The sequence below is a fragment of the Terrirhizobium terrae genome (assembly GCF_030323265.1).
Taxonomy (GTDB): domain Bacteria; phylum Pseudomonadota; class Alphaproteobacteria; order Rhizobiales; family Rhizobiaceae; genus Neorhizobium.
Genome location: NZ_CP104992.1, coordinates 3,062,738 through 3,079,606 on the forward strand (window position 1 = coordinate 3,062,738; position 16,869 = coordinate 3,079,606).

Sequence of the window (16,869 nt, forward strand, 5' to 3'; positions counted from 1 at the left end):
TGTTGTAAGCGGCGGCGAAAACTATATTTTGGCCACGATTTCGCCGGCTGGGCCAAGCATGAGCATGGCCCGACTGCTGGCACCGACCGCCGGATGGCTGAATAAGTCGTTCGGATGGCCGAGAACAAGGATCAGAGACGAGTGATCAGAATTTCTCTGGATGCGATGGGGGGCGATTTCGGTCCCGAGGTAGTCATACCCGGTGCCGCCAAGGCCCTCGACCGCCATCCTGACGTGACCTTCATCATCTATGGATTGAAGGCGCAGTGCGAGCCCTGGCTCGCCAAATATCCGAAGCTGCGTGAGCGCTCCGTATTCCACGACTGCGAACTTGCTGTTGGCATGGACGAAAAGCCAAGCGCGGCACTGCGGCGCGGTCGCTACGTCTCGACCATGTGGCGTTCGATTGAAGCAGTAAAGCTCGGCGAAGCCGATGTCGTCGTGTCTGCCGGAAATACCGGCGCGTTGATGGCCATGGCAAAATTCTGTCTGCGGACGATGGCCAGCATCGAACGCCCCGCCATTGCCGGCATCTGGCCGACCCTGAAGGGCGAGAGCATCGTACTCGACATTGGCGCCACGATCGGTGCCGACAGCCAGCAACTGCTTGATTTCGCCCTTATGGGCGGCGCCATGGCGCGCGCTCTGTTCGAGGTGGACCGTCCGACGGTCGGCCTTCTCAATGTCGGCGTCGAAGAGGTGAAGGGTCAGGAAGAGGTCAAGGAAGCCGGGCGGCTGATCCGCGAGGCCAATCTGCCGACGATCGCCTACCAAGGCTTCGTCGAGGGTGACGATATCGGCCGGGGCACAGTCGACGTCGTGGTGACCGAAGGCTTCACCGGCAATATCGCGCTGAAGACTGCAGAAGGCACTGCGCGCCAGATCGCCACTTTGCTGCGCGAATCCATGTCGCGCACCTTCCTTGCCAAGGTCGGCTATCTGCTGGCGAAGCCGGCCTTCGATCGGCTGCGCGAAAAAATGGATCCTAACAAGGTCAATGGCGGCGTGTTCCTTGGTCTGAACGGCATCGTCATCAAGAGCCATGGTGGCACCAATGCCGATGGTTTCGCAGCCGCGATCGACGTCGGCTACGATATGGCCCGCAACGATCTCAATGCGAAGATCTCGCAGGATTTGAAGATTTATCATGCCAAGCGTCAGCCGCCGGCTGGCCCTGAAGCTGCATGACGATAGGATGTGAGTGAATATGATCCGTTCAGTAGTTCGCGGTTACGGGGCAGCGCTCCCGAAGCGGGTGATGACCAACCGCGAGTTGGAAAGCATCGTGGAGACCACCGACGAATGGATCGTCCAGCGCACGGGTATTACCCAGCGATATATTGCGGGCGAGGGGAAACGACTGCCTCGCTCGGTGAGCAGGCAGCGCGTGCCGCTCTCGACAATGCAGGCCTGACGCCCGACGACATCGATCTCGTTCTCGTCGCGACCTCGACGCCCGACAACACCTTCCCGGCGACAGCTGTCGACATTCAGCGCCGGCTCGGCATGAGCCACGGCTACGGCTTCGACATGCAGGCGGTCTGTTCCGGCTTCGTCTATGCCATGGCGACGGCCGACCTCCACATCCGCGGCGGCATGGCGCGTCGTGCACTGGTCATTGGCGCCGAGACTTTCTCGCGCATCCTTGACTGGAAGGACCGCACCACCTGCGTGCTTTTCGGTGATGGTGCCGGCGCGCTGATCCTGGAGGCTCAGGAGGGCGCAGGAACGACGGCGGATCGCGGCGTCCTGACGGCGCAGCTGCGGTCCGACGGCGCTCACAAGGACAAGCTCTATGTCGATGGCGGCCCGTCCAGCACGGGGACTGTCGGCCATCTGCGCATGGAAGGCCGCGAAGTCTTCAAGCATGCGGTCGGCATGATCACCGACGTCATCGAGGGCGCCTTCGAGGCGACCGGGACGACGGCCGACGATCTCGACTGGCTGGTGCCGCACCAGGCAAATCGCCGCATCATCGACGGTTCCGCGAAGAAGCTCGGCATCCCGTCGGAGAAGGTGGTCGTTACCGTGGATCTGCATGGCAACACGTCTGCTGCGTCTATCCCGCTCGCGCTGTCCGTCGCCTGCGCCGATGGACGCATCAAGAAGGGCGATCTGGTGATGCTGGAAGCCATGGGCGGCGGCTTCACCTGGGGCTCGGTCCTCGTCCGCTGGTAAGGCGGGCGAGTTCGTCTTGAACAAATAGTTGATTTTGCGCAGGTGCTTGACCCTAGTCGCCAAGCAAAATAGTCTTTATCGGCTTTGGTAAGATCAATTCGGTAAATGGGCGGGGATCATGGCTGGAAAGACAGTGACACGTGCTGACTTGGCGGAATCGGTATTTCGCAAGGTTGGGCTCTCCCGCACCGAATCGGCAGAACTGGTAGAGACCGTGATCGACGAGATCTGCCATGCCATCGTCCGCGGCGAGGTGGTTAAGCTTTCCTCCTTCGCGACGTTCCAGGTTCGCTCCAAGAACGAGCGCATCGGCCGTAACCCGAAGACGGGTGAGGAAGTGCCGATTTCCCCCGGCGGGTGATGACCTTCAAGGCCTCCAACGTGCTGAAACAGCGCATCCTGAAGGCCCATATCAGCCGTAAAGCGAAGCTGAAGCCGGTAACGCCCGTCGCCTGAGGCGATGTCACTCTTCCGTCATTCCTGTGAACATGCTTCAATTCGCTGTCTCAACCCATTGAGATAGGTGCGATTCGTGGCGTACCTTGGATATACCGAAGCGATCGTGGTCGGCCGCTCGGGAGCCTGCCTGTAATCGCGGCCTGGAGGTTTGAACGGTGGACAAGAGCCCGGATGCATTTCGCACCATCAGCGAGGTAGCGGACGATCTCGATCTGCCGCAACACGTCCTGCGATTCTGGGAGACCCGATTCACCCAGATCAAGCCGATGAAACGCGGCGGTGGTCGCCGCTACTATCGCCCCGAAGACGTCGAACTCCTCAAGGGCATCCGTCATCTGCTCTACGATCACGGCTACACGATCAAGGGTGTACAGAAGCTCCTGAAGACCAACGGCAACAAGTTCGTGGCAGCCATCGCCTCCGGCGACATGGCGACCATGGATGCTATAATTGCCTCCAGCAACGAGCGGCAGTCGGATCCGAAGGTCGGCGGCGCGGAAGACGACCAGGTTCTCGGCCGCCCCAAGGTGAAGCCAAGCGGCCGGTTTTTCGGTTTTGGATCATCCGGCGACGGCGAATCCCCCGAGGTCTCTATCGGCAAGTCCAGCGTCGGCAAGGAGGACAGGGCCCTGCTTCAGGAAGCGCTGTTCGACCTCCTTGAATGCAAGCGGCTTCTCGATCAGGTGCGTTAACCCGCTCTCGTTTGATTACAATCATCACCAGAATTTTATCGTTCACCCCTGGTTCAGAACGAGAGTTAGATCATTTCCCTCAGGGAGACATTCCGAGGAGAATGAAATGAAAAAACTCGCAATAATCGTAGTATCCGCAATCACCGCGTTCTCCGGCGTCGCGCCGGCGCAGGCATTTCCGATGGTCGGCGTGCAGAAGGTAGAGACCTCGCAGCCGATCGAGAAGGTCCAGTACCGCGGTGAGGTGTGGCGCAATGGCGGCCGTCCAGGCCCTTATTATCGTCACCATCGTCGCCACTATCGCGATGGCTATCGCGGTCGGCACTATGGACGATATTATCGCCACCGCCATTACCACGGCTCCAATGCCGGGGCCATCATTGGCGGGCTGGCAGCAGGTGCCATCATCGGCGGCGCACTCGCTCAGCCCCGTCATGCACCGCCAGCGCGCCGCTATGTCGGTGCGAGCAGCCATACGGAATGGTGCTACAATCGCTATCGTTCCTATAGGGCTTACGACAACACGTTCCAGCCTTATAACGGTCCGCGCCGGCAGTGCTACTCGCCTTACCGGTGATTAAGGCGCATCAAATCCAGGAGCTGCCCTATCTCGTTGGGGCAGTTCTTTTTTAGCGTCTATCTCTTAGACGACAACGATCAGGGATTGGCCTTCATATAGGCGATCACGTCATCGATTTCGGACTGAAACCACAGTCCCCAAAATCGCATGCTTGTACCTGGCACCATCTTCTTCGGGCTCGATAGAAAGGCGGCAAGCGCTGCCTCGTCCCAGACAAGCCCGTCGGTTCCCGCCTTGCGCATGGATTGCGAATAGCGAAAATCCGGTACGCTCCCCGCCGCACGGCCGAAGACCCCTTTCAGATGCGGGCCCATCTTGTTCACATCGCTGTCGATCGCGTGGCACGCAGCGCAGGTTTCAAACACGCGTGCACCATGCTCGAGATCCGCGCCAGCCGCAGACCGCGCGCCTGCGAGCATCGGAAAGAAGAGCAATAGGAGTGCTGCAGCGGCTCTATATGACATTGATGGTTTTATGCGCCGTCTAAAAATTCACGCTGACGCGCGTAGGTGCGTTGAGAATGCGGTGTCGGTAAAAAATCAAAATATTGGGGGAGATAAATGGTCGGAATGGCGGGATTCGAACCCACGACCCCTTGACCCCCAGTCAAGTGCGCTACCGGGCTGCGCTACATTCCGACCTGCTTCGAGAGCACGACTTCCTTACCGGTGCGGTCGGTTGGGTGCAAGCGAAAAATCGGTGCGAGTAGCATTGCTCATGACGATCACGCAGACTGTCACTAAAAGCTCGCCACCCGCCTCATCTGCAGACATATCGTGATGCACACAGGGCAGGGCGGCGAACATTGTCGGTGATGTTGGCGCCCGTCAGATCAGCGGGCAACCACGACGATTTGCAAATGTAACGCGATCCGGGCCGCGGCGGGTCATGCCTTCTACCGTAACGCTGCGCGATGTCACGCGCACGACTTCGGGGCTACGCAAGCCTTCGTCGCGAGCAGCAGCGCGTGCCTCTCCCGGGCTGCAGCCGCGACCGCGATCGTCGACCCTATCGTATTCACGGTCGCGGTCGCGGTCACGATCGCGATCACGTATCACAGGACGGATGCCGTCAGGTCCGACCCGGAGCTCGACGTCCTGAGCGATTGCGGGTGTCATGAATGTCGCCGCTGCGACGAGAGAAAGTGCGGCAGCAGCGCCAGCCTTTGATGCAAAGCGAAACATATCTCCTCCTTCGGAGCCGATTGTTCTTGTCGGCGCCAAGCATAAGTTAACGACTACGTAACTTGCCAAAGAAGGAAAAGGTTCCGCTGCTGCGATACTTAAGAAAAGTTCGCGCAAACACCACAGTCAACGTGATTGATAGTTATATTTATTTGAAGCGGCTCAGCGGAAGCGCGGAGCTCGGCTGGCATTCATCAGAAGTTCCTGCTGAGTGGCGAAGGGGCCCAGGAGCTTCACGAGGCGAGTCTCCTCCTCGGCGTCTAGGCGATAGCGCTTGGCAAAGTCTGTAACGCTCCAGACTTTCTTTAGGCCCTTGTCCTCGATATCTGAAATATTCAAATGCGAAGTCATGTGAATCCCCTCACTACATCCACGGAAGTATTATGGAGGCTTTGACTAATATTGCGCCTTTATCGTTAAAAAACCTATGCGCATTCGGCTGTCACTCTTCTTGGACTTTTACGCCATCCTGTCCAATGCTTATAGAAACGCCTTCCGGCTTGGTTTCCTCGCGATAGGCGTAGAAGCTGAAACCGGCGATGACGACGATGAGTGCGCCGATGATAAGATAGAGGCTATTGGTGCGAGCCATGCGTAGTCCCACTGTTGAATTGCGGGCGGGAAACGCGTGAGAACTCAAATGGTTCCGTGTAATGCGAAACATTTCAATCGTCGTTGGTAGCGTTGAGATATTGTGGCCTGATCCCTTCGTCGGGGTGGACGCCATGAAGCCTGACGCCAGCGCCTGAGGCATCCTGCTGACCCGCCGCGACAAAGATCACGCCTTTCGATTCAAATAAGCGTTTCAACCGCTCTCCTACGTTCTGATCAGGAGTGCCAGCCCCCGCTTCCGCAGAGCGGATGGCGTCTGCGCTCAGCCCGGACATTCCGGCGAGTTCGTCTACTGTCATGTCGATGAGGGCGCGTGCGGCGCGAAGCTGTGCTGTCGTAATCATGAGAATGATCTGGAGTGACGCCCGACGATGTCAAGCAAGCTGATATCAGGCGCGCAAGCGCTGCCTTCGCATATGGCGGTGTTCGAGCGCGAAACAGCCCCACAGCACGCCCAGCAGCAGATAGAAATGGCGCCAGTGATCGGTATCGATGACGTTGCCGATCAGCGCGTGGCCGACAATCATGACCCAGGCGATCATCAGATAGGGCTGCCAGGGGCGTTCCCGCAGCAGGTAGCGGAAGCCGAGCACGATCGTCGACCATATCATGATCTGGTAGGTCACAGCCCCTAGCCAGCCGTAGGTGGTCAGCGATTTCAGCCAGATATTGTGCTCGTCCTCACCGTAGATCTTGCCGAAGGCCATCGGCCCCATGCCGAGCGGGCGTTCCAGCGCCATGAGGAAGCCTATTTTGTGGCGCTCGAAACGGCCAAGCCGCGCCCCGTCATATTCCTGCACCAGCCTCGCGCGGTTCATGAAGAGATCGGAGATCTGCGGGATCTGCAGGGCGATCGCGAGCGCAAGCACGAGAATCAGCCCTGCGACGATCGAAATCGTCAGGATCTTCAGGCGGAATGCGGTTGTCCGCTCCTTGAGCAGCATGACGATGACAAGGGCAATACCACCGAACAGCAACAGGCCCCAGGCTGCGCGCGAGAATGACAGAAAGACGCCAAGGACCAGAACGACAATGCCGCCGATCAGGAGCGGCGCCATCATGACGCGACCGTTCAGCAGACGATAGAGCAGATAGAGAATGGGGCCGACGAGATAGGGGCCGAAGACGTTCGGATCCTGGAAGGCGCCCATGGCGCGGTCGTATCTTGTGAATACATGCGCGCCGGGAAAGGCATTCAGATAACCGAGAATGCCGAGCATGGCGGTAATCAGTGCGGCGACGACCCATGCCTTGAAGATCAGGTCCAGGCGCTTCGGATCGTCCTCGACGATTGCGGCATAGAAGACCGAGCTCAGAGCCAAAAAAATGGAAACGGCGAAATACATCGGCGCGCCGCTCATGTCCGCCATGATGGTCATGGAGAACAGGCCGCCGATGTTGAAGACCAGTAATAGAACCAGGATTGCGCAGACGGTGCGGGAAATGCGCAAGCCCAACAGGAACCAGATCGCGATCTGGATGACCATGATCAGCTCATAGGGGGCAGGCTCCGAAATCACGAAGCCGGACAGAAACACGCCGAACGCAATCAGCGCCGACCCGAGGAGCCGGAGGAGGGCGGTCGTCGAGGGGCGCTGTGCCCGATCTTCAGCGGTCGTGACGGTCAATAGGCATTGTCCGTGTTCAACAGCCTGATCGGCGTCAGGAACAGGATCTTCAGATCGAAAAGCAGCGACCAAGTCTCGATATAGTCAAGGTCATATTGGGTACGGGCGCGGATCTTGTCGTCTGAATCGAGCTCGCCGCGCAGCCCGTTGATCTGCGCCCAGCCGGTCACGCCGGGCTTGACCCGGTGGCGGGCGAAATAGCTCTCGACCACATCGACATATTTGCGCTCGCCGGTCTGGGCGTGGACGGCATGCGGGCGAGGGCCGACGAGCGACAGCTCGCCCTTCAGGACGTTGAAGAGCTGCGGCAATTCGTCGATTGAGGACTTGCGCAGGAAACGACCGACCGGCGTGACGCGCGGATCGCCCTTGGTCACCGCCTTGACCGCCGTCTGGTCGCCCATGTTGGTATACATCGAGCGGAATTTGAGAACCTCGATGGTCTCGTTGTTGAAGCCGTGGCGTTTCTGCCGGAACAGGACAGGTCCTTCGGACGTGAACTTCACCGCCGCCGCCGCCGCCAGCATGATCGGCCAAAGCAGCACGATGGAAATGAGCGTGAAGGCAATGTCGAAGACGCGCTTGGCGACCGAATCCCAATCGCGGATCGGCTTGTCGAAAATATCGAACATCGGCACGGCGCCGACATGGGAATAGGAACGCGGCCGGAAGCGAAGGCGATGGGCATGGGCAGCAAGGCGGATGTCGACCGGCAGGACCCAGAGCTTGCGCAGAAGCTGCAGAATGCGCGCCTCGGCTGTCGGGGGCAGGGCGATGATCAGCATGTCAATGCGCGCCAGTCGGGCGAATTCGACCAGTTCGGCGAATGTGCCGAGTTTCGGATAGCCGGCGACCACGGTCGGCGAACGGTCATGGCCGCGGTCGTCGAAGATGCCGCAGATCTCGGATGTCGTTGTCCGGCTGTTCTTCCAGCCGGCGGATGAACAGCTTGGCGGGCTCGCCGCCGCCGACGATGACCGCCCGTCGCTCCATAACTCCGTTGCGTGCCCAGTGGCGGATTACGAACGCTGTGAGAAGGCGCTCGGCCAGGAGGTAGGCCGCGCCAATCGCAAACCATAACAGCGCGCCGACAGTGCTGGGAGCGATGCCTTCCGACAGGCTGAGGCCGGCGAGCATAAGGCCAAATCCGACGAACCACGCCCCAAGCACACGTGCCCCGGTGCTTCTCGCGGCGCGGATCGACGGGATCTGGTAAGCGTCCACGACCTGCAGCAGAAGAACCGTCAATGCCGAGCCTGCGGCGACCACCGCAAGACGGGCGGCGAACATGCCTTCCGGATGCGGAGACAGGACGTAGCCGGCGATCAGGCCAATGATGAGCAGCGATATCAGTTCGAACAGCCGGAAGAGGCCGATCAGCATGGTCGGCGAATAGTTGCTGTCGCTGAACTGTGCCGCGATCTGCTTTGCGAGAGGGTTGAGTTCCGTCGACGACTGGACATCTTCGCCGCGCGCTCGGATTTCGGAGACCTTACGGCGCAGCGACTCGAGATCGAGATCATCGGAATTGCGTTGCTGATTCATCCATCGGCCCCTTGTTCTTCCGGTCGAGGACGGGAAGGCAATGGTATTTCCATAACAAATAGATGCTAAGGAAGCCTTTAGCGAGCCCCAATCACCTCGGATCGAACGAGGCTCTCGTAGAGCGCCAGCATGTCCCGCGCCATGACCGGTGCCGAGAAAACGGCCTTGAAATCAGCCGGATCAGGCATGACGCGCTCGTGCCAGTCAGGTTCGGTCGCCGCAGCGGTCATGATGCGGGCGAGATCCTTGGCGTCACCTGGAATGGCAAGCGCTTTGCTGGCTTCTCCGAGAACTTCCGGAATGCCTCCGACGCGTGAGGCGATCACCGATTTGTCGGCCGCCAGCGCCTCCAGAACGATATAGGGCATTGCTTCCGCCCGCGAGGGTACGACCACCGTGTTTGCCAGCGCGAAGGCTTTTCGGGCTTGCATGGCCGGCATCATCTTGATCCTGCGACTGAGACCGAGCTGCGAGATCATCAGGTGATAGCGCCCTGTATCCGGACCATCGCCCACCATCAGGGCTGATAGTGGGCGGCCGATTTCCCGTTCGGTGCGGGCGAAGGCGTCGATGAAGACATCGGGACCTTTGAGATCCCGCATCATGCCGATGTAGAGAAAATCCGCTGCCTCGGGCACGGCTTCCACCGGCATGAACTCGGCCTCTTTGATCCCGTTATAGATGACCTGCGTGCGCTTCCTGGGCTCGCCGATTTTCGCCGAATAGGTCCGTCGCTCATAGTCGCAGACGAAGACGGTCGCGTCGGCGAAACGTTCCTGCAGTCGTTCGAGCCGCAGCACGGCCTGACCGGAGAGCGACGAACGCGAGAAGTGCAGGCTGCCCCCATGGGGGAGTAGACGCGGGCGACGCGAGACTTACCAACCCGCAACACTGAGCCGATCATCCGCACCACTGCGCCGCCCTTGGCGCCATGACCGTGCAGAATATCCGGCTGCAAACTCTTGATATGCTGGTAGCTCCGGTAGAGAGCCGCCATATCGGAGGGCGAAATCGCCCGGCGCATCGGCAGCCGCGTCAGCCCGAGGCTGAGCTGCGGCCTGATGCTGTCGAACAATGCATCCTCATATGCGCCGCCCGTAGAGCTGTCGCAGAGAATGCCCACGTCGTGTCCGGCTGCGCGATGTTCCTCCACCAGATCCCGCACATGCCTGAAGATCCCTCCCACCGGAGAGCGAAAGCAATGCAGGATGCGCAGGGAGCGGCCGCCATCGAGTATCAGAACAGGCGCTCGCGGACGTAGATCGTGTCGCCGGCAAGCACCGGCGCCGTCGTGCCGGTCCGCCCGGTGATGACGCGGCCGTTGATCTTGCGGGTTACATCGACGTCCTGCTGGTTGCCGCGGGAGGTGAAGCCGCCGGCGATCGCCACGGCGTTCTGCGCCGTCATGCCCGGCACATAGGAATACTGTCCCGGCCTGCCGACTTCGCCCATCACGAAGACGGGACGATAGCGGTCGATCTCGATGCTGACATCGGGGTCGCGCAGGTAGCCCTGCTTCAGGCGGCTTGCGATCGAACCTTCCAGCGCCGGCAAAGTCTGGCCACGGGCGGTAACCTGACCAACGAGAGGGAACGAGATATAGCCCGCCTGATCAACCGTGTAGGTGTTGCTCAGGCCCGGCTGCTCGAACACCGTAACGCGGAGACGGTCGCCGCTGTCGAGCCTGTAGGGCTGGATGGCCGCGTCATCGAAGCCCTTAGAGGCTGGCGCGTGTGCAGCGCATCCGCTGAGCAAGGCGACAGCGGCAGCAAGGGCGAGCCCCAAGGCTCTGTTGGGTCGTGCGAAGGCCATTTTCGCTGCAGGCTCCGGCTGTTCATACCAATCGGATGCATTATCGGTCCGTTAGGGTTAATAGGCGGTAAAAATCAGAGAGTGCTAAATCTGGACGGGCATTAACCTGAGAGTTACTACGGTCCTTTACGTTTCTCGCGATAAAGAGGCGGAGATCGTCATGTCAGGCGTAAACGGCAATCATCAGGACGTGGATATCGATCTCGGCCGCGTGATAGCAGCGGTGTGGGAGCGCAAGGGACGTGTTCTTGCCATCACCGCCTTGGCCGCAGTGGTCGCACTCGGCTCTACCAGTTTGATGAAGCCGAGCTATCGCGCAGAGACTAGACTGCTGATCGAGTCGCGCTCGCCGAACCTGAACAGCGGGGATGCGGTCGCGGCTGCAAACGATCCCGTTCTGGATTCTGCTCAACGTCACCAGCCAGGCTCAGTTGCTGCAGTCGACCGATCTCATCCGGCAGGTTGCGCGTGATCTGAAGCTGTCGCAATACCCCGAATTCGACCCGGCCGGCCAATCGTTGTTTCCAGATATCCTGGTCATGCTCGGCCTGAAGCTCGATCCGATGGCGCTTGATCCGGAAGACCGGGTGATCAAGGAGTTCCGTGAGAAACTGAATGTCTACGCGGTCGAGAATTCCCGCGTCATTGCCATCGAGTTCTCGTCGCATGATCCGGCGCTGGCGGCTGCGATCCCGAACAGGATGGCTGCGGTCTATCTACGGCTGCAAAGCGGTGCCAAGCTCGACAACCACTCCGAAACTGCCAAGTGGCTGGAACCGGAAATCGCCAACCTGACGCAGCGGGTCAAAGAGGCCGAGACGAAGGTCGCGGAATACCGGGCGCAAAACGGTCTTTTCCAGACAACCGAGACGAACAGCTTCTCCACCCAGCAGCTGAACGACATCTCGACCGAACTCGCGCGTGTGCGCGGCGAACGGGCAAACGCGGAGGCGAGGGCGGAAAATGTTCGCGCTGCGCTCGCTGCCGGCAGGGATTCCGACACTCTTTCTGATGTCGTGAGTTCCCAGGTGATCCAGCGCCTCAAGGAGGCCGAGGCCAATTTGCAGGCGCAAATTTCTGATCAGTCCGTCGTGCTCCTCGATAATCACCCTCGGCTGCGGGGGCTGAGAGCGCAGCTTGCCGGTATTCGTCAGCAGATCGACGCTGAAACGCGTAAGGTACTCGGTAGCCTCGATAGCGAGGCGGAGGTCTCGCGGCTGCGTGAGCGTCAATTAATGACGCAGCTCAACAATCTGAAGGCCGATTCTGCCCGCGCGGGCGAAGAAGAAGTCGGTCTGCGTGCACTGGAGCGCGAAGCTGCCGCCCAGCGCCAACTCCTGGAAACCTATCTCGCCCGCTATCGTGAGGCGACATCGAGGCTCGACAGCAACGCGACGCCTGCAGATGCGCGTGTCGTGTCGCAGGCGGTCGAACCTGCCGAACCGTATTTCCCCAAGGTCATTCCCATCGTCATCGTCGTGACGCTCGCGACCCTGATACTCAGCTGCCTCGCGATAATGATCTCCGAACTCTTCAGCGGACGGGCCCTGCGTCCCGTCCGCCGTGAAGAGACGGATGAGGTGGAAGAAGTCGAGCTGCATAAGGTCGAACGGGTCAGTGTCGCCAAGCCGCTCGCAGCGCCGGCCGTCGTCGTCGCGGCGCAACCGCATAAGCCGGCGCCCCAGCCGGAGGCAGACCAGCTTTCTGCACCAACAACCGTTGTAGAGCCCGTGCCAGCGCAATATCTTAAGCCGCAGCCCGAAACCGTGGCGTCACAGGCCCCTGACGTAGCCAAGGAAGCGCCGATCCATGTGCCCTCGCAGGCCATCGAGACGGCAGATAATGCCGACCAGGGCTTCACCATCGCTTCGGTCGTTCACCATCTCCAGCGCTACGACGTGCCCGTTGCCACAGCTGTATCTCCGGGCGGCGACGAGGGATCTACCGCAACCGTCATGCTCGCCCGTGCAGCGGCGGAGGCCGGCAGGACCGTGGTTCTGGTGGACCTGACAGGCTCTGCCTGCCCGACGCGGCTGATGGCGGAAAGCGACAAGCTCTTGGGCATCACCGATCTTCTAAGCGGTGAGAGCGCCTTTGGTGACGCCATCCACCCGGATCGGCTTTCGGACGCTCACATCATCCCGCAAGGCGTCTCGGATCCGGTAAAGGCGATGCGCGGCGTCGATCGCCTCACGATGATCGTCGATGCTTTGTCGGATGCCTATGATCTCGTTCTGATCGAATGCGGTCCGGCCGAGACCGGCGGGCTGTCGCGTCTCGTGCGCAATGATCGGACGGAGGTCATCCTGTCTGTGCCGGGCTTCAGCGAGAACGACATAACACGACTGGTCCTTGACTATGCGGAGGCTGGCTTTCGCAATCTTCTCGTTATGGCGGAGCAGGACGACCGGCGTCACCCGCCGTCGCGCAGTCGCACGGCCGCCTGACGACGCGCAACCACCGGAAAGGCTCTAGTGGCGTGCTCGCCATCGCTGGAGAAGCGCGTAAAGCTGCGGATGTTTCTTGATGGCCGCCTTCAGGCGCGTTCCGGCGACGAGTAGAGGCGCCAGCAATCGCCCTCTCACCGTCAAAGGCAGCACGATATCATGCTGTACCGTTTCCTGGCTGCACCAGTTGCGTTTGTAGAGCTGGTCGCCTATGCCGAAGTCGAAGAGCGTCGCGCCTTCCGTGATGCTCCGCTCGACTGCCAGCCAGAATAGAAGCTCTCCCGGACTTGCCTCGGCGGCGACGCTCTCGTCGATGGAGCTGAACTGGCAGAGGACATGGTCTCCCTTGCGCGACAGGCCGACGATGGCAGCGATATGCCCCTCATGCTCGCCCTTCAGGCGAATTGCCTGCATCGTAAGTGGAACGTCGGTACTGTCTCTTGGCGCATCAAGCAGGAGATGAAGAAAGCGTCGCGTCTCCGCTGGCTGGAAGACATCGGGGAGCCCGAATGCCTGAAGGCGGGAGCCCTTCTGGACAAAGAAGCGGTCCAGGAGTTCGTGCTGTTCGGCGTTGCTGGCCGGCACGAGATGCTCGAAACCACCAAGCGCGTCTAGCTTGCGCAGCTGGCTGCGAAATTTCTTGCGTCGTGTTTTCGCGTTGAGCTGGCCGATCGTGGCTTCCATCGTCTCAAGCAAGGGCAGCTGGAAGGAGCGGTTCTGGTTCTCGACGGAGGCAAGGGCGCTCAATGGATGTGCGATGCCCTTCCATATCAGCGGCACCTGGTCCAATACGAGGAGGTCTGCCTTGCCGCGCAGAGCCTTCGCAATGGCGCTCTTGAATTGCTGGAGTTCCTTTGGGCTCGGAGCGGCCAGCTCTCCGGCGAAGATCCCGGTGTTGATATTGTTGAAACGGCCACCCGGCAGTCGCGCCGTCTTGCCTATTTTTTCCGAGACGATTTCGAGCGGCAGCAAGAATACGGTCTGCTCTCCGATTGACCCGGTAACGATCAAAAGCGCGTGTTCATGTGCCTGCATCCAGGCACGGCACCAATCCAGTCCCTGATTGAGGGAATTCCATTCGCGCTTTTCCAGACGCCGCCAAGAGGCTTCGACTGAGGGATTGTCATGTGCCAGAGCGATTTCGAGATCGGCAAATCTCACGGTCGGACCTTGCGTTGCGAGGCTGCCGCGCGCGTCCGACATCTTCGTCTCGTTCTGATCTGCCAGAGCGGCCATGCATCACCCATATCATTAATGCTCCATGTTAGATGGCGAGCACGAAGAATGCGTTTATGGCATGGAAAACATGTTTGAAGCGCGGCCTCTGGTTAATGGCCGATGAAAGTCTATCGTTTCGCCCGAGGGCCGGCCATCCACTTGATGATAAGCATGGCTGGCAGGATCCATAGGAGCCCGGACAGTGCGAAATAGAGTAGATGCACCCACCAGGGGAGGTGGCGAGCGTCAGCGTGGCAATCGTCGTTGCGGCAAGCGCATAGGTGATGACGAGGACGATGATCAGGATCGTGCCGACAAAGCTTCTTAAACGCGGAACCAAGACACGCCTCCAATATCCCCACTTGTCTGAGCACATGCAGCCGCGACCGCATGCCGCAAAGTGCTGGGGCTTGTTTTGCACGGGGGCTTGAGGCAAAGCAACGCGGAAAAGGAAGATGTCGCGCGACTGCGTCGCGTTGTCCCATGATGGCGGCCTCCATCAAGCTGGCCGCAAACGACAGGAATGCGAGCCATGTCGGCAACAGACACAGTCATCATCGATGCAGTCCGTGACACAAAGCGCGAGCGCCGCGACCGCAAGGCCGTGCGCATCTGGCTCGGCCTCGTCATCTTCACGCTGTTCTGTCTCGTGCTGGTCGGCGGTGCCACGCGGCTGACCGATTCCGGCCTTTCGATCACCGAATGGAAGCCGATCCACGGTGTCATCCCGCCGCTCAATGCCGCCGAATGGCAGGAAGAGTTCGAACTCTACCAGCGCATCCCGCAGTACCAGCTGCTGAACAAGGGCATGACGGTCGACGAGTTCAAGCAAATCTTCTGGTGGGAATGGGCGCATCGTTTCCTCGCCCGCTCGATCGGCATCGTCTTCGCCCTGCCGCTCGCTTTCTTCTGGCTGACCGGCCGCATCGAAAAGCGCCTACGCTGGCCGCTGGTCGGAACGCTGGCGCTCGGTGGCTTCCAGGGCTTCATCGGCTGGTGGATGGTGTCTTCGGGTCTCACCAAGCTCGTCAGCGTGTCGCAATACCGCCTTGCCACTCACCTTACCATTGCCTGTCTGATCTTCGCCGCCTGTGTGTGGATCATGCGCGGCCTGTCACCACATGCCAGCGACCGTCCGCCGACCGCGAAATCCCATTGGGCGGCAGGCGCGATTGCCTTCCTCGTGCTCTTCCAGATTTATCTCGGCGCTCTGGTCGCCGGTCTCGATGCAGGTCTGAGCTACACGACATGGCCGATGATGGATGGCGCACTCATCCCCGGTGACCTGTTCGTTCAGAACCCGTGGTGGATCAACCTGTTCGAAAACCCGAAGACGGTGCAGTTCGTCCATCGCTGCGGTGCCTATCTGCTGTGGACCGCAACCTTCCTGCACATGATCGTCTCGCTCTCCAGGGCGCCGGATACGACCCATGCCCGCCGCGCCGTGCTGCTTTTCATCCTTGTCAGCGTGCAGGCCGTGATCGGCATTTCGACGCTCATCATGCAGGTGCCGCTGGATATGGCGCTCGCCCACCAGGGCATGGCACTCATCGTGCTCGGCTTCGCCATTGCCCATTTCCGCGCATTCTACGGTGAGTATCCGCGCGAGACGAAGATCGAAGTCAGGAACTAGACCAGCCGCTCGTTCAAGAGCGAGAGAGCGGCCTTGGCGAAGGCCAGCCGCTCCATGGCATTGCCGTTACCGGACATGCCGTCGCCATCTTCCAGCGACCAGCAGATCGACAGGCCCGCATGGGCGATGGCATAGCGCAGGATCTTTTCCTCGCTGCATCCGATCACGGGAGCAAAGAGGGTCAGAAGCCGGTTGATCCTTCGCGGATCGATAATGTCGGGGAATGCACCTTCGGGATTTCCAAACACATTGGCGCAGTCATAAGCCGGGTCGCCGATCAGTCCTTGAGGATCGATGGCGAGCCACCCGCGCGCTGTGCCGCTGATGATGTTCTCGTGATGGAGATCGCCGTGGAGAGGTCGGATGTCGACCTGGGACGTCAACAGGCTATCGGCGATTCTGGCGCATCGACGTAGCGTGTCGAAAAGCTCCGTCTCGTCAGCCTGTTCGACGCGATCAAACAGCGCTTTGAAATGCTGCCGCAGCGAAACAAGCGTGGCTGGAGGGGATCGCATCGAGGCGCTGTGCAACGCGCCGAGCACATCCGCGATGATGTCGCTTGCGGCTTCTTCATCATGCTCAAGACGATAGTTTCTGAGCGTCAACGCGCCTGCATCCTCCAGCAGGCACGCCATTTCCGACTGATCCAGCAGCCGCACTGCGCCCTGTCCCTGCCGCCAGGCGAGGAAGTCGATGCCATGTAGTTCGTGCAGTCCGGAGGGCTTGAGCTGTTTGCAAATGGCGCTCGACCCATCGTGAAGCAGCACGCGATGAATGACGCTGGTGCGCGTGTCGGCAATCGGTGTGGCGGTTTGAACACCCCATCGCTTCGCAAGTTCGGTCGGAAGCGATGGGGCAGGGGTTGTCACGGCCGGATCTTG

General features: G+C 60.1%; 13 protein-coding genes, 1 tRNA gene and 6 pseudogenes. 7 read left to right on the top strand and 13 right to left on the bottom strand.

The genetic code is table 11. From position 1 onward, the window contains the following. Positions 1 to 141: 141 nt before the first annotated feature. From plsX to N7E02_RS22965, 5 genes and pseudogenes are all read left to right on the top strand, one after another. A complete protein-coding gene (gene plsX, locus N7E02_RS22945) occupies positions 142 to 1,188 on the top strand; it encodes a phosphate acyltransferase PlsX (protein WP_286579889.1) in 1,047 nt (348 codons plus the stop codon). Positions 1,189 to 1,207: 19 nt separating this feature from the next. Next, a pseudogene (locus N7E02_RS22950) lies at positions 1,208 to 2,178 on the top strand (beta-ketoacyl-ACP synthase III). A 118-nt stretch (positions 2,179 to 2,296) separates the two neighbouring features. Further along, positions 2,297 to 2,634 (top strand): annotated as a pseudogene (locus tag N7E02_RS22955) (integration host factor subunit alpha). A gap of 158 nt (positions 2,635 to 2,792) precedes the next feature. Next, positions 2,793 to 3,329 carry a MerR family transcriptional regulator gene (locus N7E02_RS22960; RefSeq protein ID WP_286579890.1) on the top strand — a complete coding sequence of 179 codons (537 nt, stop codon included), beginning with the start codon at positions 2,793 to 2,795 and terminating at the stop codon, positions 3,327 to 3,329. Positions 3,330 to 3,435: 106 nt separating this feature from the next. Further along, a complete protein-coding gene (locus N7E02_RS22965; RefSeq protein ID WP_286579892.1) occupies positions 3,436 to 3,906 on the top strand; it encodes a BA14K family protein in 471 nt (156 codons plus the stop codon). 80 nt (positions 3,907 to 3,986) lie between these two features. On the opposite strand, the gene N7E02_RS22970 is transcribed toward N7E02_RS22965, so the two are convergent. From N7E02_RS22970 to N7E02_RS23015, 10 genes and pseudogenes are all read right to left on the bottom strand, one after another. Beyond that, a complete protein-coding gene (locus tag N7E02_RS22970) occupies positions 3,987 to 4,373 on the bottom strand; it encodes a c-type cytochrome (protein WP_286579893.1) in 387 nt (128 codons plus the stop codon). A gap of 97 nt (positions 4,374 to 4,470) precedes the next feature. Next, positions 4,471 to 4,547 (bottom strand) — tRNA-Pro (locus tag N7E02_RS22975). A gap of 189 nt (positions 4,548 to 4,736) precedes the next feature. After that, positions 4,737 to 5,093 carry a hypothetical protein gene (locus N7E02_RS22980; protein WP_286579895.1) on the bottom strand — a complete coding sequence of 119 codons (357 nt, stop codon included), beginning with the start codon at positions 5,091 to 5,093 and terminating at the stop codon, positions 4,737 to 4,739. Between the two features lie 162 nt (positions 5,094 to 5,255). After that, positions 5,256 to 5,444 carry a hypothetical protein gene (locus tag N7E02_RS22985; RefSeq protein WP_286579896.1) on the bottom strand — a complete coding sequence of 63 codons (189 nt, stop codon included), beginning with the start codon at positions 5,442 to 5,444 and terminating at the stop codon, positions 5,256 to 5,258. A 91-nt stretch (positions 5,445 to 5,535) separates the two neighbouring features. Then, positions 5,536 to 5,685: a hypothetical protein gene (locus N7E02_RS22990; RefSeq protein ID WP_286579898.1), complete on the bottom strand. Its 150-nt coding sequence runs from the start codon at positions 5,683 to 5,685 to the stop codon at positions 5,536 to 5,538. A 73-nt stretch (positions 5,686 to 5,758) separates the two neighbouring features. After that, positions 5,759 to 6,049, bottom strand: a complete 291-nt coding sequence (locus N7E02_RS22995; RefSeq protein WP_286579899.1) for a helix-turn-helix domain-containing protein — start codon at positions 6,047 to 6,049, stop codon at positions 5,759 to 5,761. A 45-nt stretch (positions 6,050 to 6,094) separates the two neighbouring features. Beyond that, positions 6,095 to 7,333: an O-antigen ligase family protein gene (locus tag N7E02_RS23000; protein ID WP_286579900.1), complete on the bottom strand. Its 1,239-nt coding sequence runs from the start codon at positions 7,331 to 7,333 to the stop codon at positions 6,095 to 6,097. Continuing rightward, positions 7,330 to 8,878 (bottom strand): annotated as a pseudogene (locus tag N7E02_RS23005) (undecaprenyl-phosphate glucose phosphotransferase). The gene N7E02_RS23000 and the pseudogene N7E02_RS23005 overlap by 4 nt, the downstream one beginning before the upstream one ends. 77 nt (positions 8,879 to 8,955) lie before the next feature. Continuing rightward, positions 8,956 to 10,115: pseudogene (locus N7E02_RS23010) on the bottom strand (glycosyltransferase family 4 protein). After that, a complete protein-coding gene (locus tag N7E02_RS23015; protein WP_286579902.1) occupies positions 10,115 to 10,690 on the bottom strand; it encodes a polysaccharide biosynthesis/export family protein in 576 nt (191 codons plus the stop codon). Before N7E02_RS23015 ends, N7E02_RS23010 begins: the two are co-directional and overlap by 1 nt. 160 nt (positions 10,691 to 10,850) lie before the next feature. Here N7E02_RS23015 and N7E02_RS23020 point away from each other — a divergent pair. Beyond that, positions 10,851 to 13,137, top strand: a pseudogene (locus tag N7E02_RS23020) (GumC family protein). A 24-nt stretch (positions 13,138 to 13,161) separates the two neighbouring features. On the opposite strand, the gene N7E02_RS23025 reads toward N7E02_RS23020, so the two are convergent. Together N7E02_RS23025 and N7E02_RS23030 are read right to left on the bottom strand one after the other, a co-directional pair. Beyond that, positions 13,162 to 14,364 (bottom strand): GNAT family N-acetyltransferase, encoded by a 1,203-nt coding sequence (locus tag N7E02_RS23025; protein WP_374730742.1) that lies wholly within the window; start codon positions 14,362 to 14,364, stop codon positions 13,162 to 13,164. A 119-nt stretch (positions 14,365 to 14,483) separates the two neighbouring features. After that, positions 14,484 to 14,695 (bottom strand): annotated as a pseudogene (locus N7E02_RS23030) (DUF2842 domain-containing protein). 192 nt (positions 14,696 to 14,887) lie between these two features. Here N7E02_RS23030 and N7E02_RS23035 point away from each other — a divergent pair. Beyond that, positions 14,888 to 15,988 carry a COX15/CtaA family protein gene (locus tag N7E02_RS23035; RefSeq protein ID WP_286579905.1) on the top strand — a complete coding sequence of 367 codons (1,101 nt, stop codon included), beginning with the start codon at positions 14,888 to 14,890 and terminating at the stop codon, positions 15,986 to 15,988. Here N7E02_RS23035 and N7E02_RS23040 read toward each other — a convergent pair. Next, the gene (locus N7E02_RS23040; RefSeq protein WP_286579907.1) at positions 15,985 to 16,857 is read right to left on the bottom strand and encodes an aminoglycoside phosphotransferase family protein; all 873 of its coding nucleotides are present in this window, start codon (positions 16,855 to 16,857) and stop codon (positions 15,985 to 15,987) included. The two genes, N7E02_RS23035 and N7E02_RS23040, sit on opposite strands and share 4 nt — an antisense overlap. Between the last annotated feature and the right edge of the window lie 12 nt (positions 16,858 to 16,869).